The 21,371-nt window shown below is 65.7% G+C and carries 16 protein-coding genes; 2 read left to right on the top strand and 14 right to left on the bottom strand.

Translation table 11 applies throughout. The features are described from left to right. Positions 1 to 99: 99 nt before the first annotated feature. Positions 100 to 3,444 carry a metallopeptidase domain-containing protein gene (locus C1A15_RS03025; RefSeq protein WP_101721201.1) on the top strand — a complete coding sequence of 1,115 codons (3,345 nt, stop codon included), beginning with the start codon at positions 100 to 102 and terminating at the stop codon, positions 3,442 to 3,444. A gap of 1 nt (position 3,445) precedes the next feature. Here C1A15_RS03025 and rlmH read toward each other — a convergent pair whose 3' ends face one another. Then, positions 3,446 to 3,916, bottom strand: a complete 471-nt coding sequence (gene rlmH, locus C1A15_RS03020; RefSeq protein WP_101721200.1) for a 23S rRNA (pseudouridine(1915)-N(3))-methyltransferase RlmH — start codon at positions 3,914 to 3,916, stop codon at positions 3,446 to 3,448. A gap of 209 nt (positions 3,917 to 4,125) precedes the next feature. On the opposite strand from rlmH, the gene C1A15_RS03015 reads away from it, so the two are divergent. Continuing rightward, positions 4,126 to 4,824, top strand: coding sequence for an FxLYD domain-containing protein (locus tag C1A15_RS03015; RefSeq protein ID WP_101721199.1), 699 nt, complete (start codon positions 4,126 to 4,128; stop codon positions 4,822 to 4,824). A 75-nt stretch (positions 4,825 to 4,899) separates the two neighbouring features. On the opposite strand, the gene C1A15_RS03010 is transcribed toward C1A15_RS03015, so the two are convergent. The 13 genes from C1A15_RS03010 to C1A15_RS02950 all read right to left on the bottom strand — a co-directional run bounded on the left by C1A15_RS03010 (position 4,900) and on the right by C1A15_RS02950 (position 20,664). Then, positions 4,900 to 5,799, bottom strand: a complete 900-nt coding sequence (locus C1A15_RS03010; protein WP_101721198.1) for a 4Fe-4S binding protein — start codon at positions 5,797 to 5,799, stop codon at positions 4,900 to 4,902. Beyond that, positions 5,796 to 6,539 (bottom strand): 4Fe-4S dicluster domain-containing protein, encoded by a 744-nt coding sequence (locus tag C1A15_RS03005; RefSeq protein WP_101721197.1) that lies wholly within the window; start codon positions 6,537 to 6,539, stop codon positions 5,796 to 5,798. The genes C1A15_RS03010 and C1A15_RS03005 overlap by 4 nt, the downstream gene beginning before the upstream one ends. Positions 6,540 to 6,589: 50 nt before the next feature. Beyond that, positions 6,590 to 7,201 carry a TorD/DmsD family molecular chaperone gene (locus tag C1A15_RS03000; RefSeq protein WP_245864891.1) on the bottom strand — a complete coding sequence of 204 codons (612 nt, stop codon included), beginning with the start codon at positions 7,199 to 7,201 and terminating at the stop codon, positions 6,590 to 6,592. A 178-nt stretch (positions 7,202 to 7,379) separates the two neighbouring features. Next, on the bottom strand, positions 7,380 to 8,255 hold the full coding sequence (locus C1A15_RS02995) for a dimethyl sulfoxide reductase anchor subunit family protein (protein WP_101721195.1): 876 nt from the start codon (positions 8,253 to 8,255) through the stop codon (positions 7,380 to 7,382). Between the two features lie 2 nt (positions 8,256 to 8,257). After that, entirely contained in the window at positions 8,258 to 8,830 is a 573-nt protein-coding gene (locus C1A15_RS02990) for a 4Fe-4S dicluster domain-containing protein (protein WP_101721194.1), read from the bottom strand. A gap of 1 nt (position 8,831) precedes the next feature. Further along, entirely contained in the window at positions 8,832 to 11,699 is a 2,868-nt protein-coding gene (locus C1A15_RS02985; RefSeq protein WP_245864890.1) for a molybdopterin-containing oxidoreductase family protein, read from the bottom strand. A 266-nt stretch (positions 11,700 to 11,965) separates the two neighbouring features. Next, positions 11,966 to 13,426 carry a helix-turn-helix transcriptional regulator gene (locus C1A15_RS02980; protein ID WP_180952975.1) on the bottom strand — a complete coding sequence of 487 codons (1,461 nt, stop codon included), beginning with the start codon at positions 13,424 to 13,426 and terminating at the stop codon, positions 11,966 to 11,968. A 108-nt stretch (positions 13,427 to 13,534) separates the two neighbouring features. Next, on the bottom strand, positions 13,535 to 14,437 hold the full coding sequence (locus tag C1A15_RS02975; RefSeq protein ID WP_101721191.1) for a 4Fe-4S binding protein: 903 nt from the start codon (positions 14,435 to 14,437) through the stop codon (positions 13,535 to 13,537). Next, entirely contained in the window at positions 14,434 to 15,180 is a 747-nt protein-coding gene (locus tag C1A15_RS02970) for a 4Fe-4S dicluster domain-containing protein (protein ID WP_245865079.1), read from the bottom strand. Before C1A15_RS02970 ends, C1A15_RS02975 begins: the two co-directional genes overlap by 4 nt. Before the next feature lie 221 nt (positions 15,181 to 15,401). Next, complete coding sequence (locus C1A15_RS02965) at positions 15,402 to 16,079, bottom strand: TorD/DmsD family molecular chaperone (protein WP_101721189.1); 678 nt, start codon at positions 16,077 to 16,079, stop codon at positions 15,402 to 15,404. Between the two features lie 214 nt (positions 16,080 to 16,293). Next, positions 16,294 to 17,172 carry a dimethyl sulfoxide reductase anchor subunit family protein gene (locus C1A15_RS02960; protein WP_101721188.1) on the bottom strand — a complete coding sequence of 293 codons (879 nt, stop codon included), beginning with the start codon at positions 17,170 to 17,172 and terminating at the stop codon, positions 16,294 to 16,296. A gap of 2 nt (positions 17,173 to 17,174) precedes the next feature. Further along, positions 17,175 to 17,747: a 4Fe-4S dicluster domain-containing protein gene (locus C1A15_RS02955; protein WP_101721187.1), complete on the bottom strand. Its 573-nt coding sequence runs from the start codon at positions 17,745 to 17,747 to the stop codon at positions 17,175 to 17,177. Between the two features lies 1 nt (position 17,748). Continuing rightward, positions 17,749 to 20,664, bottom strand: a complete 2,916-nt coding sequence (locus C1A15_RS02950; RefSeq protein WP_101721186.1) for a molybdopterin-containing oxidoreductase family protein — start codon at positions 20,662 to 20,664, stop codon at positions 17,749 to 17,751. Between the last annotated feature and the right edge of the window lie 707 nt (positions 20,665 to 21,371).

The following is a 21,371-nucleotide window of genomic DNA, read 5'->3' as shown; positions in this document are numbered from 1 at the left end:
CCGCACGAGGATGCGAGGCCGATCCTCGATGGCGCAATGGTGAAAGCATGAGCGTTCGCGTAGTATATACGGGATCGTCATACGAACGAAGGAGATCGCATGCTTCGAACCGTACGCCTCGCGACGCTGTCGGCCGTCGCCTCGATCGCCATCGTCCTCGCGAGCCTCACCATGCCGCCGAGCGCATACGCCTCGGAAGAGCCGCTCTCGCCGTGCGTCGCAACCGACGAGCAACGCGCGATTTACGCCGAGGACGGCACGCTGGAGGAGCGCGCCGCGTTCCAAGAAAGCCTCGACAACGACGAGCCCACCGCGGGCCTCATCCAGCAGGCCATCGCGCGCGAGCAGGCGAGCAACGGCATCGCCGCGAACGCGGTTCCCGGCAACGACGGCGGCATGGCCACCGTGGGCAAGGCGCACGTGCTGGCGCTGCGCGTGTCGTTCCCCGACAAGAAGTTCGAGGCGGGCGACACGCTCGAAGCGCTCCAGGCGCTCATCGGCCCGCGCAACGAGGGAGAAGCCGCGCTGCCGAGCGCCGGACCCTACCCCTACGAGAGCCTGCACGACTACTACCAGCGCGCATCATACGGAACGCTGAGCATCACCGGCGAAGCCTTCGATTACCAAGCGCAGCACGAGCGCGACCACTACACCGCCAACATCGGGCAGCTGTACAAGGAAGCGCTCGACCACCTCGAGGCCTCGGGAGTCGACCTCGCGCAGTTCGACGCGAACGGCGACGGCCGCATCGATGCCGTCTACCTGCACTTCGCGGGCGCCGATACCGGCTGGGGCAGCGTGTGGTGGAGCAACGAGCAGGTGCTGAACGTGCCAGACGCCACGTACGCGAACGGCGCCGTGCAGCTGTGGAACGCTGTCGCGCTGGCGAACCCGTGCGACACGGCATGGGCCGCGCAAACCATGATCCACGAGACGGGGCACGTGCTGGGCCTGCCCGACTACTACCAGTACGCCAGCCAGCAGGGAGGCTCGACGGGACGGACGGGCATCCTCACCTTCGACATCATGATGCTGAACCAGGGCGACCACAACGGCTTCTCGAAATGGATGCTGGGATGGCTGCCCGAAAACAAGATTACCCGTGTGTTCGCGAACGAGAACGGCATCGACGTCAAACGCGACGGCGCCGTGGTGCAGCACGTGGACCCCGCGGAGGACGGCAGCTCGTCCGTGGAGCAAGCGCTCGCGGCGTTCACGTCGGACGACCTGCACGAAACGGGCGGCATCATCGTGGTGGCGAACGAGGACGAGAGCATGTTCTCATCCTACTATCTGCTGCAATACGACCAGTTCGCCAGCAACCAAAGCGTGTACTACGGAGGCGCGCAGGGCGCCGAGAACATCCCGCTCCCCTCGGGATTCCGCCTGTACCGCGTGCAGGCCGAGGTGGGCTCCGGCGGAGACTACCTTGTGCACTCGAACGCTTACGGCACCACGCACAACCAGCTCATCGAGCTGGTCGACCCCGACATGAGCGAGCCCCATACGGAAACCAGCTCGCTCATCCCCTCGGCCATCGGATCGGACGAGTACGGCTGCATGCTCTACGAGGGCGACGGGGTGTCGCCGCAGGGGTATCCCTCCACGAACTTCTACGAGAACGCCAACGTCGGCTTCACCGGACTGACCATCTCGGTCACGGAAAGCGAGACCGACCAGGGCACGGTTGCCATCTTGTACTCGAACGCCGACAAGCCCGCCGACCCCGCCGACTTCACCCTCACGCCCACGTTCGACGCGGTGTCGAACGTATGCATGCTCACCTTCGAAGCCTCGCTCGCGCCGATGCTGACCTCGCCGCTTCCGGCCGCGACGCAGCTGATCGTGGACGGGCAACACCACGCCCTCCTCGACATCGCGGTGGACGGCACCACCGTGACCCTTTCCTGCCTGCTCGACGCCGGCAGCATCGGGCCGTCGTCCACGTGCGAGATCGTCTTCCCCGCCGGCCTGTTCACGCTGTCCCGCACGAGCGAGGGCACCACGTTCTCGCCGGAGATTCGCCTGCCGCTCAAAGCCAACGCGTCGCTGACCGCCGTCAGCCGCTCGGGCGTCTACCAGGGCACCGAGTACACCGACGATCTCGTTGCCACGAGCGACGTGTTCACCAGCCCGAACGGAACGAAGCGCTTCTTCCAGATCGCCGACGGCGCGCTGCGGCTGCACACGCTCGACGCCGACGATCTCGCGCGCGTGACTCCGCGCACGATCGAGGGGGTGAGCATCCCCTCAACGATCGAGCGCGCGTCGATCAACGTCACCCCGCTGTCCGATACCAGCGCGTTCGCCATCGTGTCCGCGCAGTACGGGCCCGGCACGGGATACTGGATCGACCTCGAAAGCGGCACGGTGACGGCCTCGCATCCCTTCGACCAGACCTCCACGCAGCCGTGCACCGCCAGCGGCACGACCGTCCTCGTGGTCACGTACCATTACGGACCGGAGCGCGGTCAGCTGGTCACTGCGCTGACGCCGCGCGAAGACGGCTCGGTGCAAGCGCGCTACGGCTGGACGAACGCGCAATCGGCCGCCTCCGTCGACACCGACACGCTCGCTTTCGGCTTCGCGAACGATCAGGGCGACACGATGGATGAAGCGCGGATCGTGCAAACGGGAACCATCGTCGAAGCGCTGCGCGACGGTGCCGCAAACCCCGAAGACGCCCCGTTGGCGGGCGAGCTCTGCACGCCCGAGCGTGCAGAGGTCACGCTGCCGCTGCACGAGCACCGCGCGCTGCAAGACGTACAGCGCGCCGACGCTGGCTACTACGCGCTGATGGGATCGGAATTCTCCTCCACAGCGGAGGCGTCGAACCTGCTCATCCGCTTCGACGATGGGGGTGTCGAGCAGGCACGCGCCGCCGTCAAAGCACGCGGGGGCACGGAGTACCGGCAGCTGAGCGTCGCTCGCTACGGCACCGTGGCGCTGACGGCGCGCACCGAGCTGGCGAAGCCGAAGGTCACACGCTCCGACGTGCTGTTCTGCAACGCGAACCTGCAACCGCTCTCCACGCTGACCACGGCGTCGAACGGCATGGGCTCTTGGCTCGACGACGGAAGCTGGCTGAGCGTAGGCCTGAGCCTGGAAGCGTCTTCGGGGCCCAAGGGGTCGCCCGAGGAAGCGGAGGCCGTCGGAGCGACCGAAGGCGGGGGAACCGACGACCGCCTGCGCGTGAACTACGCGATCACCGAGCAGCTGGACAAGGAACCGACGAAGCCGGAGGAACCAGATGACCCGGCGAAGCCGGAGGAGCCCGCGGGGCCGAGCGAGGACCCGCAACCGCTTCCGAAGCCGGACGGCACGGGCGACGATGCGGCGCGCAAGCTCGCGCCCACCGGCGACCCCACCGGCCCGATCGCGTTTGCAGCGCTGGTCGCGACGCTGGTTGCCAGCGGTGCGCTCGCGCGCAAACGCTCCCGGTAGGTTACTTGTGGTACGGCTCGCCGCGCGAGATCTTCTGCGCGCGGTAGAGCTGCTCCAGCAGCACGACGCGCGCGAGGTTGTGCGGCAGCGTGACCGGGCCGAACGACAGCGTCTCGTCGGCGCGCTGCCGCACCGCGGCGCTCACGCCGTCGGAGCCGCCGATGACGAACGAGATGTCGCTCGCGCCGTTCAGCTTGAGCGCGTCGATGCGCTGCGAAAAGCCTTCGCTCGAGCGCTGTTTGCCGTCGATGGCCAGCAGCACGACATGCGTCGCAGGCGCGAGTGCGGCGAGGATAGCAGCGCCCTCCCGATCGCGCGCCGCGTCCACCCCGCCCGCGCGAGCAGGGTCGATGTCGGCGATCTCGCGCACCTCGGTCTTCGCGTACGGCTGCATGCGCTTGAGGTACTCGGCGCACGCGTCCATCCAGAACTTCTCCTTCAGCTTCCCCACCGCCACAATGGTGAACTTCACGCCGCACCCTTTCTCCCGCTCGCCCCGCGCTTCGATGCTAGCCATGATACCCGAACGGGGGCGGCACCAACGGCGGCGCAAACGCGTTTGGGATGGTTCTGCATTCGCCGAATCGCCAGCTGCGGGACTTGACGGCTCTCCTACGATGAGCGGGTCATGTCGATACGCGCCCTCGCACGAGCGGCGCTGCAACCCTTCGAGGAGGGACTATGAAGAGAATCGTCGCATTGGGAGCGGCGGCGGCCCTGGCCGCAACGCTGGCCGGCTGCGCGAGCCCGTCCGGTCAGGAACCCGCCGACAGCGCCCCGAGCGCATCCGAGCAGCAGGCGAACCAAGCCCCCGCGCAGGAGAACAAGCTGACGGTGGTGGACTCGGGATGGTCGGCGGACGAGCAAGGTTACGTCCACTACGGCATTATCATCAAGAACGAGGGCGCCCAGGGGGCGCTGTTCCCTGTCATCAAGGTCACGGGCAAGGACGCCGACGGCGCCGTCATCTCGTCCGACGAGCAGACGCTCATGGAAATCAACCCGGTCCAGGAGCTTTCCTGGGGCGGCCAGGCGGGCAACGGCACCGCGCCGGCCACCGTCGAATTCGAGCTGAGCGTGGGTTCGAGCAACTGGCAGGATGCCGATGCGGCCGAGCCGATGTTCGAGGTGAGCGGGCTCAGCGCGCAGGATAGCGGCTACGGCACCGTGAACTTCGTCGGCGAGGTGACCAACCTGACCGACGCCGACATGGACCAAGCGGCCATCGTCGTGCTGCTGCGTGACGGAGCGGGCGCGATCGTCAGCGGCTACACCAGCTTCGCCTCCAACGTGCCCGCCGGCGGCACCACGTCGTTCGACGTGTTGGGCTATGGCGTGCCTGCCTACGAGACCATCGAGGGCTCGGCGCAGCCCTGGTAAGGCTCGAAGCATTATCGCGCCAACCAGCAAGAAAGCCGCCCATGGGCGGCTTTCTTGCGTTGGAGGGCGATGCGTTTAGCGCTCGATCGCAGGCTCTTCCGAGTCGGGCGCCGGAGCCGACGTTTCCCCCGACTCAAGCTTCGGAGATCCCACTTTGATGGAGATGGACTTCGTGGGGCAGTTGCCCACGCAGTCGAGGCAGAAGGTGCAGGACTCCAGCGTCGCGGCGCCGGGGCGCGCCACGTCCACGTCCTCGGGGCAGACGGTCGAGCAGGTGCGGCAGCCCTCCTTGGAGATGCAGGTGGAGCAGTCGGCCTGCGGGCGGGCGCCGAAGCCGAGGCGGGCGCGCAGCTTGCCCACGAGCCCGAAGAAGAAGCCGAGCGGGCAGACCGACGAGCACCAGCGCTTGAACAGGAAGAGCTCGGCCAGCAGCATGAGCGGGAAGATCACGAGCTCCCAGCCCGGCTGCAGGAGCACGAACACGCGGTTCAGGGCCCACAGCGTGCCGAACACAAGCCCGATCGGGCACAGCAGGCAGAACACGGGGAAGCCGACGGCGAAGGACACGACGAGGAGCACGAGGAGCACGGCGCCCTGGGCCTTGAGGCCCGCACCCGAGGCGGAGGCGCACGATGCGCAGCCAGCCGTCCGGTCGCCTAGGGGCGCCTCGCCGCTTCTGCCGAGGATGCCGCGCGGCGTATGGCCGCCGAAGACGTTCTTGAGCAGCTGCGAGGGGCACAGCCACGAGCAGAACGCCCGGCCGACGAGGAACACGATCGCGAGCACGGCGAGCACGCCTGGCAGCAGCGCCCAGGGGATCGAACCGGAGGCGGCCGCTATCTGGGCGAACCCGACGGGGCACAGCGCGCAGAGCGTGCCGATTGCGGCGTTGCCGCCGAGGTGCGCCGCCGCAACGGCCAGGACGAGCACGCCCGCCGCCACGGCGATGCGGGCCATCTTCATATGCGTCTTCATGCGGCTCCTCCCGCCTCTCGCGTCGCGTCCGGCCCGTCGGGGTGGACGCCCTTCGTATGCGGGGCGAGCGCTTCGCCCGCACGGGCGAAACGGCCCGTCTGCAGCTCCTCGCTGCCGATCGATCCCGATACGTGCGCCGCAACGCTGGCACGCGACACCACGACGATGCCCTTGTTCTCGACGCTCGCGTCATAGGCGCGGAGCGATGCCGAGGGGCACACCTGCTCGCACTTGCCGCACCCGTCGCAGTAGTCCGGATGCACGACCGGGCGATCCTGCTCGTCGAGCGTGATGGCCCCCTCGACCGGGCACTCGTCCTTGCACACGGTGCAGCCCGCCCAGTCCCAGGCCACGCACGCGTCGCGCACGACCACGGCCACGCCCATATCACGCTCGGCGAGCCCTCCATAAGCCAGCGCGCCGGTTGGGCACGCGTCCACGCACTTCATGCAGAAGTTGCAGAACCCGCGCTCGTAAGCGATCGTCGGCGTGCCGTAGGCCACGAGGCTCTCCGCCAGGGGCACCGGGGTCACGATGCCGTAGGGGCACGCCTGCAGGCACTTCTGGCAGCGGTCGCACGACGCCACGAGCTCAGCGCCCGAGGCCGCGCCCGGAGGCCGCACGAACGCAGCGTCGGCCTGTTTCGTCACCGCACCGAACCCGCCGACGCCCACGAGCGCGACGCTTGCAGCCCCCGCTGCGAGGAATCCGCGCCGGGAAATCTCCTCCACTCTCATCATCCCTCTCGTCTCGAAATGTCCCAAATGGGGACGGTCCCCATTTGGGACATTTACGCCACCACGTCTGCCAGCGCGGCCTCGTCGGCGCGCAGGTACGTTTCCGTGAACGCCGCCAGATGCTCGTAGAAGCCGCCTTCCGCGGCGGCCTTCAAGTCGCCGAGGAACGAAGGCACCCAGTTCAGCAGGTGCTCCCGCGCGAACGAGAGCTGGGCGCGCAGATGCCGCTCGGCCCCGTCCTCGTCGCCGGCGCGCAGGGCCTCGACCGCGCGCCCGCACAGCAGCGCCATGAAGGCCAGCTCCACGGCCAGGTGGTCCTCCGGCTCCTTGAAGCCGGGGTCCTTCGCGAACCCGGCCGCGCGGTAGACGTGCAGCACCTCTGCGTAGGCGTCCTGCATCATGAGGCCGCCCTCGCTCGTGTACACCGACTCGTACGGGAAGGCCTTCTGCGCCGTGCGCGGGCCCATCCCGAAGAACGCGCGGTCGAACACGTCCGCGAGCCGCTCGAGCCCGTCCTCATCGCAATCGGCAAGGTCGGCGCGCAGCGCCGCGAACCCGTCCGCCAGCGAGGCGTCGTCGGAGTCGAGCGAGGCCTCCCCCGCCAGCTCCTCGGCGAAGGCCGCGTCGACCTCGGTCTCGTAGCAGCGCGACAGCAGCGCGTACACGCGGCCGCGGTTCTCGCAGAATNGGGGGGGGGGACGAAGGGACGGGGTAATCGTCTCGCTCCGCCGCGCGAGCGGGGGAATGCACATGCTTTAAGCGGAGTGAGACGATTACCCCGTCCCTTCGTCTCGCTCAGGGCGCGCCCGCAGCTGGGCGCGCCCTTCCGCTGTCAGCGGCTCATCAGTGGTAGATGAACTGCTCCACGCTCGTGCCCACGGCGTACATGATGACGCGCAGGGCCACCGCGCCCACGGCCGAGCATGCGCAAGCCGCGAACATGAGCCCGGCCAGCGTCGAAGGACTCGGCACCTGGGCGGCGTCGCCCTTGCCGGCCTTCACGAAGGCGAGCACCGTCAAAGCCGCAGGGGCAACCATGCCCACCAGCACGACGCCCGCCCAGAACATCGCCGCAAGGTCGCCCGAGATTAGGCGCTCGATGGAACGCGAGGGGGCCTGGTACGGCGCGATGGCGATCCACACCACGTACGCCACCGTCGTCACTACCATCACAGCGACGCCCGCAAGCGCCAGCTTCAGCGCGAAGCCGCCTTCTTCGGAGGCCTTGCCGCGCAGCAGCACGAGGCCCGCCATCAGCGTCATGCCCAACGCCAGGCCGGCGCCCAGGAACATGAGCGGCAGCGCAACGCTGTCCCACGCCGGGCGAGCGGCGATCAGGTAGGACGCTCCCGCCACGAACGGCAGCACGATCCCCAGCACCGCGCCCAGCACGCCGAACACCTTCGACGCCACCGGGTAGTCCTTCTTGGCGAGGATCAGGTACGCCAGCGAGACGATGCCCATGATGGCGACGATGAACAGCTCCTTGGACAAGCCCGAGCCAAGGTTGCCCAAGAGATGCGTCGCGCGCTCCGGGTGCCCCATGTGCAGCACCGACACGCAGCCGCCCACGCCGAGGCAAACCAAAGCGATCAGGGCGCCCAGGAACCGCACGTCGCGGAACTTGCCCTTCAGCTCGCCCACGCCCAGGAAAACGAACGAACCCGAGGTCACGCCCAGCAGCACGCTGAAGATCAGAAGGGGCCATTGGATTTCCATGCTCACTCATCCCCTTTCCAGGTGAACTTGTCCAAGCCGTACGACACGCCCGGATGGTTGCCCACGTCCTTCAGCTTGTGGACCTTCTTGCTGGCGATCATCTTCGCCACATCGGACGACGGGTCGTCCGCGTCGCCGAACAGGCGCGCCTGGCCGGGGCAGTGCTTCACGCACGCCGGCTTCTCGCCCTTGTCGATGAGGTGCGCGCACATCGTGCACTTCTCGATGACGCCCTTGTCCTTGCTCGTATCGTAGGTGCGTACGCCGTACGGGCAGGCCATGACGCAGTACTGGCAGCCGATGCACTTGCTGTGGTCCACCAGCACCACGCCGTCTTCTCGACGGTACGAAGCTCCCGTAGGGCACACGCTGACGCACTCGGGGTTATCGCAGTGCTGGCATGCCACGGGCAGGTAGTACATCTCGAGATCCGGGTACGTGCCAGACGGGCCAACCGTCAGCACCTTGTTGTAGAACGTGCCCAGCCCCACGTTGTTCTCCTGTTTGCACACCACGGCGCAGGAGTGGCAGCCGATGCAGCTATCGAGGTCGATAGCGATGATGTTCCGCGTCATGCTACGCCACACCTCCCTTCACGGTCACCTGCGACACGCCGTTCGCCTGATCGTCGGAGGCGATCGTCTCGACAGACAGCGGCAGGAATATTTTCAAGTCCTCGGAGTTCATGCAGATGTTGTCGGGCGCGCCTTCCTCCGCCTTGTAGATCTTGCACAAACCGCCGTAGTTGTCGGTTCCCACGGCAGGGTCGTAGGGGCCGTTGTTCTCGAACAGGATGTTGCAGTTGCAGTCGAACGCGCCGTGCAGGTCGTCGGTCGCCTCGCGCTCGGGGAACCACCAGTCGTGCTCGACGTGGATCATGTCGGGCTTCATGGCGTCGGTGAGGTTCGCACGCTGGCGGATGCGGTCGACGTACGTCTCGATCCATACCCAGTCGTCCTGCTCGATGCCGTGCTCGGCGGCAGTCGCCGGGTTGATGTCGACGGTCGGGAACATGTGCACCTCGCGCATCCACGGGCTGTTGCGGTACTCGGTGTGGAAGAACGCGTGGCTGCGACCGCCGGTGATCAGGGTGTAGGGGTACTCCTCCACCAGGTCGGGACGCGAGCGCTTCGTGATGGGCGGCTCGATGTACATCGGCAGCGGGCCGTTGCCGTACAGGAACAGGTCCTCGCTCCACAGCTCCATCTTGCCGTTGTCCGACTGCGGATGCGCGGGCACCTCGGTGCCGTCGGGCAGCGTGTAGCCGGGCGTGCGATAGACGGCGCCCTGCTTGTTGCCGCGGTACATCGTGCTGAAGCCGGGCTTCATGTCGCCGCTCTTTCGCATCATGCCGCTCTTGTACTTCGGCATGCCGCGCACTTCGCTCATCTGCACGCCGGTGATAGAGATGCGCTCGCGGAAATCCTCGAAGTTCGACTTGAGGTTCTCGGGGAGGGTCTTAGGACCGGCCAGCATGTAGTCGAACCACTCGTACTTGTCCTTCCAGTACATGTTCACGTTCATGTACTTGGCGAACTCGAAGCAGATGTCCATGTCGTCCTTGCACTCGCCGACGGGCTCGTGGAACGGCTGGCGGATAAGCAGCGTATGGCTCGTGGGGAACCCATGACCGGAGTGCGGCCACTCCACGCGGTCGACCTCGTTGGGATGCGCGGCCGGCAACAGGATGTCGGCCAGCTCGCCCGACGGCGTGATGTACATGTCGACGTTCACGAAGAAGTCGAGCTTCTTCATGCCCTCGGCGATCTGACGGCCGCTTTCGATGGACATGATGGGCTCCGACGTCTGCTGCCACAAACCGTGGATCTGGAACGGGTCGCCTTCCAGCATAGCCTTCGTCGTGGCCGCGCCGAAGCCGCCTTGCTGCCCTAACACCACCTGGCCGCCGTTCTGCTGCACGGTCTCGACCAATTCGCCCGTCTTGTCGTCGGCGACGAATATCTTCTGGTGCCCGGTGTTCTGGCACACGGACAGGCGGTTGATGTTGCGTGCCGTGTCCATGCGAAGATCGCTCATGAGGCCCTGCATCTGAGGAACGATGTCGAACATCGAGTTCTCGTAGCCGGTGGCGGGCTCGCGGCCGATGTTCTGCCCGCCCTTGGTGTCGAAGTTGCCAGCAAGGGCCATCATGATGGTGAACGCCTGGGAGATGCCGGACGTGTTGATGGAGAACTCCACCTTCTGGCCGCGCGTGAAGCACGCATGCGGGCTGGCGTCGATGTAGAGCTTGATCGCCTCGCGGATCTTGTCCTCGGGGAGCTCGCAGAACTCGGCGGCGCGCTCGACGGTCCACGGCGTGACGTGCTCGACGAGGATGTCCCAGCTCGTGCGGTAGGTCTTGCCGTTGATCTCGCGGCTGCCGGACAGCGCGGGCTTCGCGTCCTCGACGATGTTGCCGTCGGCGTCGAGCCACTGCAGGGCCTTGTCGCCGCCAACGCCGTTCTTGTTCTGCCAATCGCCGGACCAATAGATCAGCTGGTCGCTGTTCTCGTCCCACGCGGGATACAGCTCGACGTTGCCGCCTTCTTTGATCATCGACTCGCGCAGCTGGTAGCCCGTGCCCTCTTCGTCGATGAAGAACGGCGCGTTCGTCCAGTAGCGCGCGAAGTCGGTGTCGCACTTGTCCGAATGGACGATCTCGTTGATGAACGCCAGCGCCAGCGCCATATCGGAGCCGGGGCGGATAGGCAACCACAGGTCGGCCTTCGACGCCGTGCAGGTGTAACGCGGATCGACCGCGATGACCTTCGCGCCGCGCTCCTGCGCCCGCTTCACGGTGAGCCAGTCGTAGTAGCCGCGGCTACGCTCCTGGCGGCACCAGATGAGGATGCAGTCGGCGTTGTTGCCGTCCCAACCGGTGTACTGCGTCTCGTCGCCGTACAGGCGCTGGCTGGTAAAGTACGATCCGAGCCAGCACAGGTTGCCCACGCCGAACGTGGCCGTGGAGCCGAGCTCCAGCCACAGACGGTTGATGGCTTGGAACTGATGGTTGTCGCGACCGGTGCCGTACTGGTGCGCGATCGTGTGCCAACCGTAGTTCTCGCCGATCTTGGTGTACTCGTCGCGTGCGGTTTCGTAGGCCTCTTCCCACGAGATGCGCTTCCACTTGCCTTCGCCGCGCTCTCCAACGCGCTTTTGCGGGTAGCGAATGCGCGTGGGGTTGTACAGCTCCTGCGGGATGGCGAACGCGCGCCCGCACAGCGTGCCCTCGCTGAACAGGTCGGGGTTGCCCTCAACCTTGACCAGGCGGCCGTCCTTCACATGCCCGAACAACGCGCAGCGGCCGTAACATTGGCGGCACGCGCTCGGGATTACCTTAACATCGCCTGTCGAACTCTCGGCCTTGCCCTCAGCGTCCTGCGCGAATGCGCTCGCAGGGCTCAGGAGCATGGCCGAAGAAGCTGCCAGAGCCGAAGCTTTCACAAAGCCTCGACGACTCATATGTAGCGACATCTCTCCTCCGTTTTCCTCGCCTATCGTCTTTCTGCTTGGCCAAAGCAAAATCGAACCCATGCGTCCGATCCGCCCCTCCTTCACCTCGAGAAGCGCATCGACCCACCGGTGCTGCGAGTATGCGACCGAAGAGAGAAAACCGCATACCCCCAGCAACCATATTCACGAAGGGAAACCGGAAATACCACCAAAGGTGGTAGAAGAGTATCGCCTGGTGAAGCACACGGTGCGGGCGGCTACTCTTTAATGCTGTCCTCGGTACTCTCGACCAGATCGATCAGTTCCTGCTTGGAGTGGATGCCCATCTTCTGGTAGATGTTGCGCGTATGCACCTTCACGGTGCCGTCCGAGATGTACAGCTTTTCGGCGATGGATTGCTTGTCGCGGCCTTTCACCATGAGCGCCACGATCTCGCTCTCGCGCTTGGTGAGCCCCCACTTCTCCGCCAGGATCAAGCAGCTTTGCTCGAAGGTGAGCCCCACCCTTTCCTCGGAGTCGTCGATGGCCACCATGCCCCAGCGCGTTTTGAGGTTGCTCGCGCTCATCAGGTAGATGGCCACCAGCAGCACCCCGAGCAGGAGGTAGACCAAGAACGTCGGCGGCAGAATGGCCGCGGAACCCGTCTGTCCGCAATAGCTGAACAGAGCCAATCCGACGCAGCTGCCCAGCATGGCTCCTACAACCGAGCTGACGCTCAGAAGGTAGTAGTCGGATCCGAGGTAACGCACGAGGTACACCACCAGCGCCAGGATGGTCGCAGCGAACAGCTGCCTCCCGACCAAGAAGATGAACGTTCCCACGTTCAGCGCGAGCGCGCCCTCGAACACGAACAGCGAGACTCCTGCCGCCATGATGGGAAAGCACACCCTGAATATCGCGTTGTTGTAGTTGCTTCGAGACCTCAGGAGCACGGCGAACATGAGCGCCGCCGACACCACGTAGGCCAGCGAGAACACGACGATCTTCGCGTCGTCCCCCATCTTGGCGTGGTCCACAGCGGCCACCACGCCTTCCATCACGCATGCGGCGATGATCGTGAGCAGCAGGATCTTGGGAACCTTCTGGCCCTCCTTCACCTCCACCGAAGTCACGCTCGTGCTGGCCGACGACGAGGCGCGCAAGCAGTACAGCGTCAGCGCGGGGTTCAAGCACATGACAAGGATGAACACTTCCATCGGCACAAGGCTCGAAAGGGGCGCAACGACCAGCAACGCCACGCACGCGGCGATATTGCAGCGCACCGAGCACGACACGCCCACCGATGCCAAGCGACGAACCATTTCAGGGAGAAAGCAGACGAAACCCGCTGCCGTCAAGGCGATGCAGGGGATGATGGCCCACGACTGACGCAGCGCGTGCCCCACGATCAGCTGCAACAGCGGGGCAAGCGAGGAGCACACGCACGCTGCCACCAGATAATGATCGTTATCGATCTTTTTCCCGAACGCTCTATACACCACGAGCAGCGCCAAGCACAGCGCTAAGGCGGAAATCACCGCTACGAAGCTGCCAAACAGAGGGATCGTGATCGATTCCAGATACTCGGACGGTATGCGGAAGTTCCGATAGAGGAAGAATATCTCGCAGCAGGAAAGGCAGTACGCCGCGATGAGCAGCATCTCGCCCTTTTGCATGGCCGTCGTCTTCTTCTTGCCCGATGTGGTGCTCCCCACACGATCGCCCCCCGCGCTCGTCATGACTACCCCCATGGATACCATTCTATCCGAGGAGCGATGATTGCCCATACCCCCTAAGGTGGTATTCGGGCAATCATCAGCCGGTAAGTATGCGAAAGCGCGTTGGGTCTACCGATGCGTCGGCTCGGTCTCCTCCGTATCGAGAAGATCGGCAACCGGCTCGCTAGGCGCCTCCTTCGGGTCGCCTATCCTGATCTTGATGGACTTCGTGGGGCAGTTGCCCACGCAGTCGAGGCAGAAGGTGCAGGACTCCAGCGTCGCGGCGCCGGGGTTCGCCACGTCCACGTCCTCGGGGCAGACGGTGGAGCAGGTGTGGCAGCCCTCCTTCGAGATGCAGGTCGCGCAGTCGGCCTGCGGGCGGGCGCCGAAGCCGAGGTTCGGGCGCGCCTTGCCCACGAGCCCGAAGAAGAAGCCGAGCGGGCAGACCGACGAGCACCAGCGCTTGAACAGGAAGAGCTCGGCCAGCAGCATGAGCGGGAAGATCACGAGCTCCCAGCCCGGCTGCAGGAGCACGAACACGCGGTTGAGGGCCCACAGCGTGCCGAACACAAGCCCGATGGGGCACAGCAGGCAGAACACGGGGAAGCCGACGGCGAAGGACACGACGAGCAGGACCGCCAGGACGGCGCCCTGGGCCTTGAGGCCCGCGCCCGAGGCCGAGGCGCACGACGCGCAGCCCGCGGCCCGGTCGCCTAGGGGCGCCTTCCCGCTGCGGCCGAGGACGCCGCGGGGCTCGCGGCCGCCGAAGACGTTCTTGAGCAGCTGCGAGGGGCACAGCCACGAGCAGAACGCCCGGCCGACGAGGAACACGATCGCGAGCACGGCGAGCACGCCTGGCAGCAGCGCCCAGGGGATCGAACCGGAGGCGGCCGCTATCTGGGCGAACCCGACGGGGCACAGCGCGCAGAGCGTGCCGATTGCGGCGTTGCCGCCGAGGTGCGCCGCCGCAACGGCCAGGACGAGCACGCCCGCCGCCACGGCGATGCGGGCCATCTTCATATGCGTCTTCATGCGGCTCCTCCCGCCTCTCGCGTCTTGCCCGGCCCGTCGGGGTGCACGCCCTTCGTATGCGGGGCGACTTCGCTCCCCCGCGGCACCGCAACCGTGCGCTTCGACGCCAGCTCGGCGCTGAGAACCGCTCCGGCCGTCTGCGCGGCCTCGCTCGCGCGCGAAACCACCACGATGCCGCGGTCGGAGGCCGCCGCGTTGTACGCGCGCAGCGATGCCGAGGGGCACACCTGCTCGCACTTGCCGCACCCGTCGCAGTAGTCCGGGTGCACGACCGGGCGATCCTGCTCGTCGAGCGTGATGGCCCCCTCGACCGGGCACTCGTCCTTGCACACGGTGCAGCCCGCCCAGTCCCAGGCCACGCACGCGTCCTTCACTACCACGGCCACGCCGAGGTCGCGCTCGCGCGGCCCGCCGTAGGACAGCGCTCCCGTAGGACATGCATCGACGCACTGCATGCAGAAGTCGCAGCATCCGTTGCGGAACGACAGCGTCGGCGTGCCGTAGGCCACAAGGCTCTCGGCCAGGGGCACTGGCGTCACGATGCCGTAGGGGCACGCCTGCAGGCACTTCTGGCAGCGGTTGCACGCGGCCACCACCTCGGCGCCCGAATCTGCGCCGGGCGGCCGCACGAACGCGGCGTCGGCCTGGCGCGACACCGCGCCGAACCCGCCGGCCCCCACCATCGCCGCACCCACGACCCCCGCTGCGAGGAATCCGCGCCGGGAAATCTCCTCCACTCTCATCATCCCCTCACGTACTTGCCTTCTATCTTCGATGTTTCACGTGAAACACGCTCGACCATCGGTCTGATCGGCCTAATTCGGCACAAATGTACGGTTTGGGCGCAGAATCCTGCCTGCTATCGGCGAAAACGAGTCCGAGCATCTGCATAATGCCTGGTCACGATTTCCATCTCGTCTTCAATAGCGCCCAAACCGTCATTTTCTGCCGCGAATGCAGGAGGCTACTCCACTACCTCGGCGAGAGCGGCCTCGTCGGCGCGCAGGTATGCCTCGGTAAACGTCGCCAAGTCGAAGTAGAAGCCGTCCTCGGCCGCCTTGCGCACATCGGCGCAGAAGCGGTCGATCCAGTTCAGCAGGTGCTCCCGCGCGAACGAGAGCTGGGCGCGCAGCTGGCGCTCGGCCCCGTCCTCGTCGCCGGCGCGCAGGGCCTCGACCGCGCGCCCGCACAGCAGCGCCATGAAGGCCAGCTCCACGGCCAGGTGGTCCTCCGGCTCCTTGAAGCCGGGGTCCTTGGCGAACCCGGCCGCGCGGTAGACGTGCAGCACCTCGGCGTAGGCGTCCTGCATCATGAGGCCGCCCTCGCTCGTGTACACCGACTCGTACGGGAAGGCCTTCTGCGCCGTGCGCGGGCCCATCCCGAAGAACGCGCGGTCGAACACGACCGCGAGCCGCTCGAGCCCGTCCTCATCGCAATCGGCAAGGTCGGCGCGCAGCGCCGCGAACCCGTCCGCCAGCGAGGCGTCGTCGGAGTCGAGCGAGGCCTCCCCCGCCAGCTCCTCGGCGAAGGCCGCGTCGACCTCGGTCTCGTAGCAGCGCGACAGCAGCGCGTACACGCGGCCGCGGTTCTCGCAGAATTCGATGAGGTTCTCGGCAAGCTCGGCAGGCATGGTATCGGTCATGATTGCTCTCCTTGGTCCTGAAGGTTCGGCCGTCCCCCGTACCTGAACGCAGCCGGGAGGGGGTTGCTGCGTTCAGGCACGGGGGAAGGTCGAGGGAGTGAGACAAAGGGACGGGGTAATTGTCTCACTCCCACTCAAAGTACGTGCATTCCTCCGCTCGCGCGGCGGAGTGAGACAATTACCCCGTCCCTTTGTCTCACTCCCGCAGTCGCGATCAGTGGTAGATGAACTGCTCCACGCTCGTGCCCACGGCGTACATGATGATGCGGATCACCACGGCGCCGATGGCGGTGCAGGCACAGGCGCCGAACATCATGTAGGCGAGCATCTTCGGATCGGCCACGCCGGAACCGCCGTCGCCCTTCGTCGAGCGCACGCAAGCCAGCACGGTCAGCGCAACCGGCACCACGATGCCGATGATCACGACGCCGGGCCAGAACATCGACGCGAGGTCGCCCGAAATCAGACGATCGACGGAGCGGGTGGGCGCCTGGTACGGCGCGATGGCGATCCACACCACGTAGGCGATCGTCGTCACGGCCATGATGATGACGCCCGCCAAGGCCAGCTTCAGCGCGAAGCCGCCTTCTTCGGAGGCCTTGCCGCGCAGCAGCACGAGGCCCGCCATCAGCGTCATGCCCAACGCCAGGCCGGCGCCCAGGAACATGAGCGGCAGCGCAACGCTGTCCCACGCCGGGCGAGCGGCGATCAGGTACGACGCGCCCGCCACGAACGGCAGCACGAGGCCGATGACGCCGCCCAGGATGCCGAACACCTTCGACGCCACCGGGTAGTCCTTCTTGGCGAGGATCAGGTACGCCAAGGAGACGATGCCCATGATGGCGACGATGAACAGCTCCTTCGACAGCCCGGATCCCAGGTTGCCCAGCAGATGCGTCGCGCGCTCAGGATGTCCCATGTGCAGCACCGACACGCAGCCGCCCACGGCCAGGCAGATGAGAGCGATCAGAGCGCCCAAGAACCGCACGTCCTTGAACTTGCCCTTCAGCTCGCCCACGGCCAGGAACACGAACGAACCCGACGTGACGCCCAACAGCACGCTGAAAATCAGAAGTGGCCACTGGATTTCCATGGTTACTCATCTCCCTTCCAGGCGCACTTGTCCATGGCGTAGTCCACGCCCGGATGGTTCCCCACGTCCTTCAGCTTGTACGTCTTCTTGGACGCGCGCAGCTTCGACACGTCGGACTCGGGATCGTCCAAATCGCCGAACTTGCGAGCCTGGCCAGGGCAGTGCTTCACGCACGCCGGCTTCTCGCCCTTGTCGATGAGGTGCGCGCACATCGTGCACTTCTCGATGACGCCCTTGTCCTTGCTCGTATCGTAGGTGCGTACGCCGTACGGGCAGGCCATGACGCAGTACTGGCAGCCGATGCACTTGCTGTGGTCCACCAGCACCACGCCGTCCTCGCGCTTGTAGCTGGCTCCGGTGGGGCACACGCTGACGCATTGCGGGTCGTCGCAATGCTGGCACGCGACGGGCAGGTAGTACATCTCGAGGTCGGGATAGGTTCCCGACGGGCCCACCGTCAGCACCTTGTTGTAGAACGTGCCCAGCCCCACGTTGTTCTCCTGCTTGCACACGACGGCGCAGGAGTGGCAGCCGATGCAGCTATCGAGGTCGATATCAATAATGTTGCGAGTCATGTTACTTCGCACCCCCCTTCGTCACCTGCGTGACGCCGTTCTGCTGGTCATCGGCGGCCAGCTGGTCGGCGGTCAGCGGCAGGAATATCTTGAGGTCTTCCGAATTCATGCAGATGTTCTTCGGCGCGCCGTCGTCGGCCTTGTAGATCTTGCACAGGCCGCCGAAGTTGTCGGTGCCCACGGCGGGGTCGTAGGGGCCGTTGTTCTCGAACAGCACGTTGCAGTTCGAGTCGAACGCGCCGTGCAGGTCGTCGGTGGCCTCGCGCTCGGGGAACCACCAGTCGTGCTCGACGTGGATCATGCCCGGCTTGATGGCCTCGGTGAGATTCGCACGCTGCTTGATCTTGTCCACGTACGTCTCGATGTACACCCAGTCGTCCTGCTCGATGCCGTGCTCGGCAGCGGTGGCAGGGTTGATGTCGACGGTCGGGAACATGTGCACCTCGCGCATCCACGGGCTGTTGCGGTACTCGGTGTGGAAGAACGCGTGGCTGCGGCCGCCCGTGATGAGCGTGTACGGGTACTCGTCCAACAGGTCGGGGCGCGACAGCTTCGTGATGGGAGGCTCGATGTACATGGGCAGGGCGCCGTTTCCGTACAGCAGCAGGTCCTCGGACCACATCTCCATCTTGCCGTTGTCGGACTGCGGATGCGGCGGGATCACCGTGCCGTCGGGCTTCTTCGCGCCGGGGAAGCGGTAGACCGACCCCATCTTGTTGCCGCGGTACATGGTGTTGAAGCCGGGGCGGAAGTCGCTCGTCTTGCGCATGAAGCCCGTCTCGTACTTCGGCGCGTTCTTCACGGTTGCCATCTCCACGCCGGTCACGCTGACGCGCTCGCGGAACTCTTCGAAGTTCGCGCAGCTCAGCTGCGGAGGAAGCGTCTCGGGGCCCTTCACCATGTAATCGAAGAACTCGTACTTGTCCTTCCAGTACATGTCCACGTCCATGTACTTCGCGAATTCGAAGCAGATGTCCATGTCGTCGCGGCACTCGCCAAGCGGCTCGTGGAACGGCTGGCGGATGAGGTACGTGTGGCTGGTCGGATAGCCGTGGCCGGAGTGAGCCCACTCCACGCGGTCGACCTCGTTGGGATGCGCTGCCGGCAGGATGATGTCGGCCAGCTCGCCCGACGGCGTCATGTACAGGTCGACGTTCACGAAGAAGTCGAGGTTCTTGAAGCCTTCCACGATTTCGTGGCCGCCCTCGATGGAGAGGATGGGCTCGGACGTCTGCTGCCAGTAACCGTAGATCTGGAACGGGTCGCCCTTCGCCATGGCCTTCGTCGTGGCCGCGCCGAAGCCGCCCTGCTGGCCGTAGATGACCTGGCCGCCGGAGTTCTGCTTCGTCTGCTTGAGCTCGCCGGTGGCATCGTCGGCAACGAGGATGTCCTGGTAGCCGGTGTTCTGGCACACGGACAGCTGCTTGATGTTCATGGCCGTTTCCTTGCGGCGCTGGCCCATGCGACCTTCCTTGTTCGGCACGACGTCGAACATGAAGGAGTCGTAGCCGGTGGCGGGCTCGCGGCCGATGTTCTGGCCGCCCTTCGAGTCGAAGTTGCCAGCAAGGGCCATCATGATGGTGAACGCCTGGGAGATGCCGGACGTGTTGATGGAGAACTCCACCTTCTGGCCGCGCGTGAAGCACGCGTGCGGGCTAGCGTCGATGTAGGCCTGGATGGCTTCCTTGATCTTGTCCTCGGGAAGCTCGCAGAACTCGGCGGCGCGCTCGACGGTCCACGGCGTGACGTGCTCGACGAGGATGTCCCAGCTCGTGCGGTAGGTCTTGCCGTTGATCTCATGGCTGCCGGACAGCGCGGGCTTCGCATCGGCCACGATGTTCCCTTCGGCGTCGAGCCACTGGAACGCCTTCGGACCGCCCACGCCCTTCGCGTTCTGCCAGTCGCCGGACCAGAAGATCAGCTGGTCGCTGTTCTCGTCCCACGCGGCGTACAGCTCCTCGTTGCCGTCCTCCTTGAGGTACGACTCGCGCAGCTGGTAGCCCGTGCCGTTGCCGTCGGCATCCTTCTCGTCGATGAAGAACGGGGCGTTGGTGTACATGCGCGCGAACTCGGTGGCGCACTTGTCCGACTTGATGATCTCGTTGATGAACGCCAGAACCAGCGCCATGTCGGAGCCGGGGCGGATGGGCAGCCAGATGTCGGCCTTGGAAGCGGTGCAGGTGAAACGCGGGTCGACGCAGATGACCTTCGCGCCGCGCTCCTGCGCGCGCTTGACGGTGAGCCAGTCGTAGTAGCCGCGGCTGCGCTCCTGGCGGCACCAGATGAGGATGCAATCCGTGTTGTTGCCGTCCCAGCCGGTGTACTGCGTCTCGTCGCCGTACAGGCGCTGGCTGGAGAAGTACGAACCCACCCAGCACAGGTTGCCCACGCCGAACGTGGCCGTGGAGCCCAGCTCGAGCCACAGCTTGTTGATGGCTTGGAACTGCAGCATGTCGCGGCCCGTTCCGTACTGGTGCGCGATGGTGTGCCAGCCGTGCTCCTCGCCGATCTTCGTGAAGCGGTCGGCCGCTTCCTGATAGGCCTCTTCCCACGTGATGCGCTTCCACTGGCCGGAGCCCTTCTCGCCCACGCGCTTCTGCGGGTAGCGCACGCGCAGCGGGTTGTACAGCTCCTGCGGGATGGCGAAGCAGCGTCCGCACAGCGTGCCCTCGCTGAAGAGGTCGGGGTTGCCCTCGATCTTCACGAGGCGTCCGTCCTTGACGTGCCCGAACAACGCGCAGCGGCCGTAGCACTGGCGGCACGCGCTCGGGATGATCTTCACGTCGTCGGACGAGGTGGTTGCGCCCGCTGCCTCGTCGGCTGCGGCGGTGGTGGCCGACGCGCCGAGCAGCAGCGTCGAAGCGGTCGCGACGGCCGAAGCCTTCACGAAGCCTCGGCGGCTCATCTTTAGTGACATCTCTCCTCCTTTTGCCTCACTCTGCATGTAGGGGTCGGAGAGTTGGAAAGGTTCGATGAAGATGCGCCGTTGAAGAAATCCCCCTTCGAAGCGCCCCCGCACTGCAAGTTCCCTCGCTCGTTCCCCTATTACTTGCATGGCTAACTATATCATCTGATATTATTAGTGCAATGACTTTTAGCTATCTTTATAAAGAATAGTCGTGAGCACGAGGAAGAAATTGAGTTAACTGTAGCGAACAGGTAAAACCGCACAGATGTTTCACGTGAAACATCCGACTCTGCCATACAGGTGACGCCGAATGGGCGACCCGCGCTCTCTTCCCTGTGGCGCAGAGACGCGGGGGGCACCTCGCTCCGCGTCTTGCAAGCACCGCGCCTGTCGCGTGCCGCGCCTGTGCACGCCGCGCCGATCGCTTGCCGCAGACGCGCAACACACGTCCCGCCGGTCGCGAGCTGCGGGCGCGCAACGCATGCCGCGCCGGTCGCGAGCCGACGCGCAACGCTTGCCGCGCCGATCGCGTGCCGCGGGAGCGCAACACACGTCCCGCTGATCGCGAGCCAACGCGCAACGCTTGCCGAACCCCGCGCCTGCCGTGCCGGTCGCGAGCCGTGCCTGTGCACGCCCCCCGTCGATCGCGAACCGCCGGCTCGCAAGCACCACCCTGCGCTCAAAAACGGGAAGCGTACGGATGTTTCACGTGAAAC

Source organism: Eggerthella timonensis (assembly GCF_900184265.1).
Classification (GTDB): domain Bacteria; phylum Actinomycetota; class Coriobacteriia; order Coriobacteriales; family Eggerthellaceae; genus Eggerthella; species Eggerthella timonensis.
Note: the sequence above shows the minus strand (reverse complement) of the source record. Positions and strands in the feature narration are given on the sequence as shown.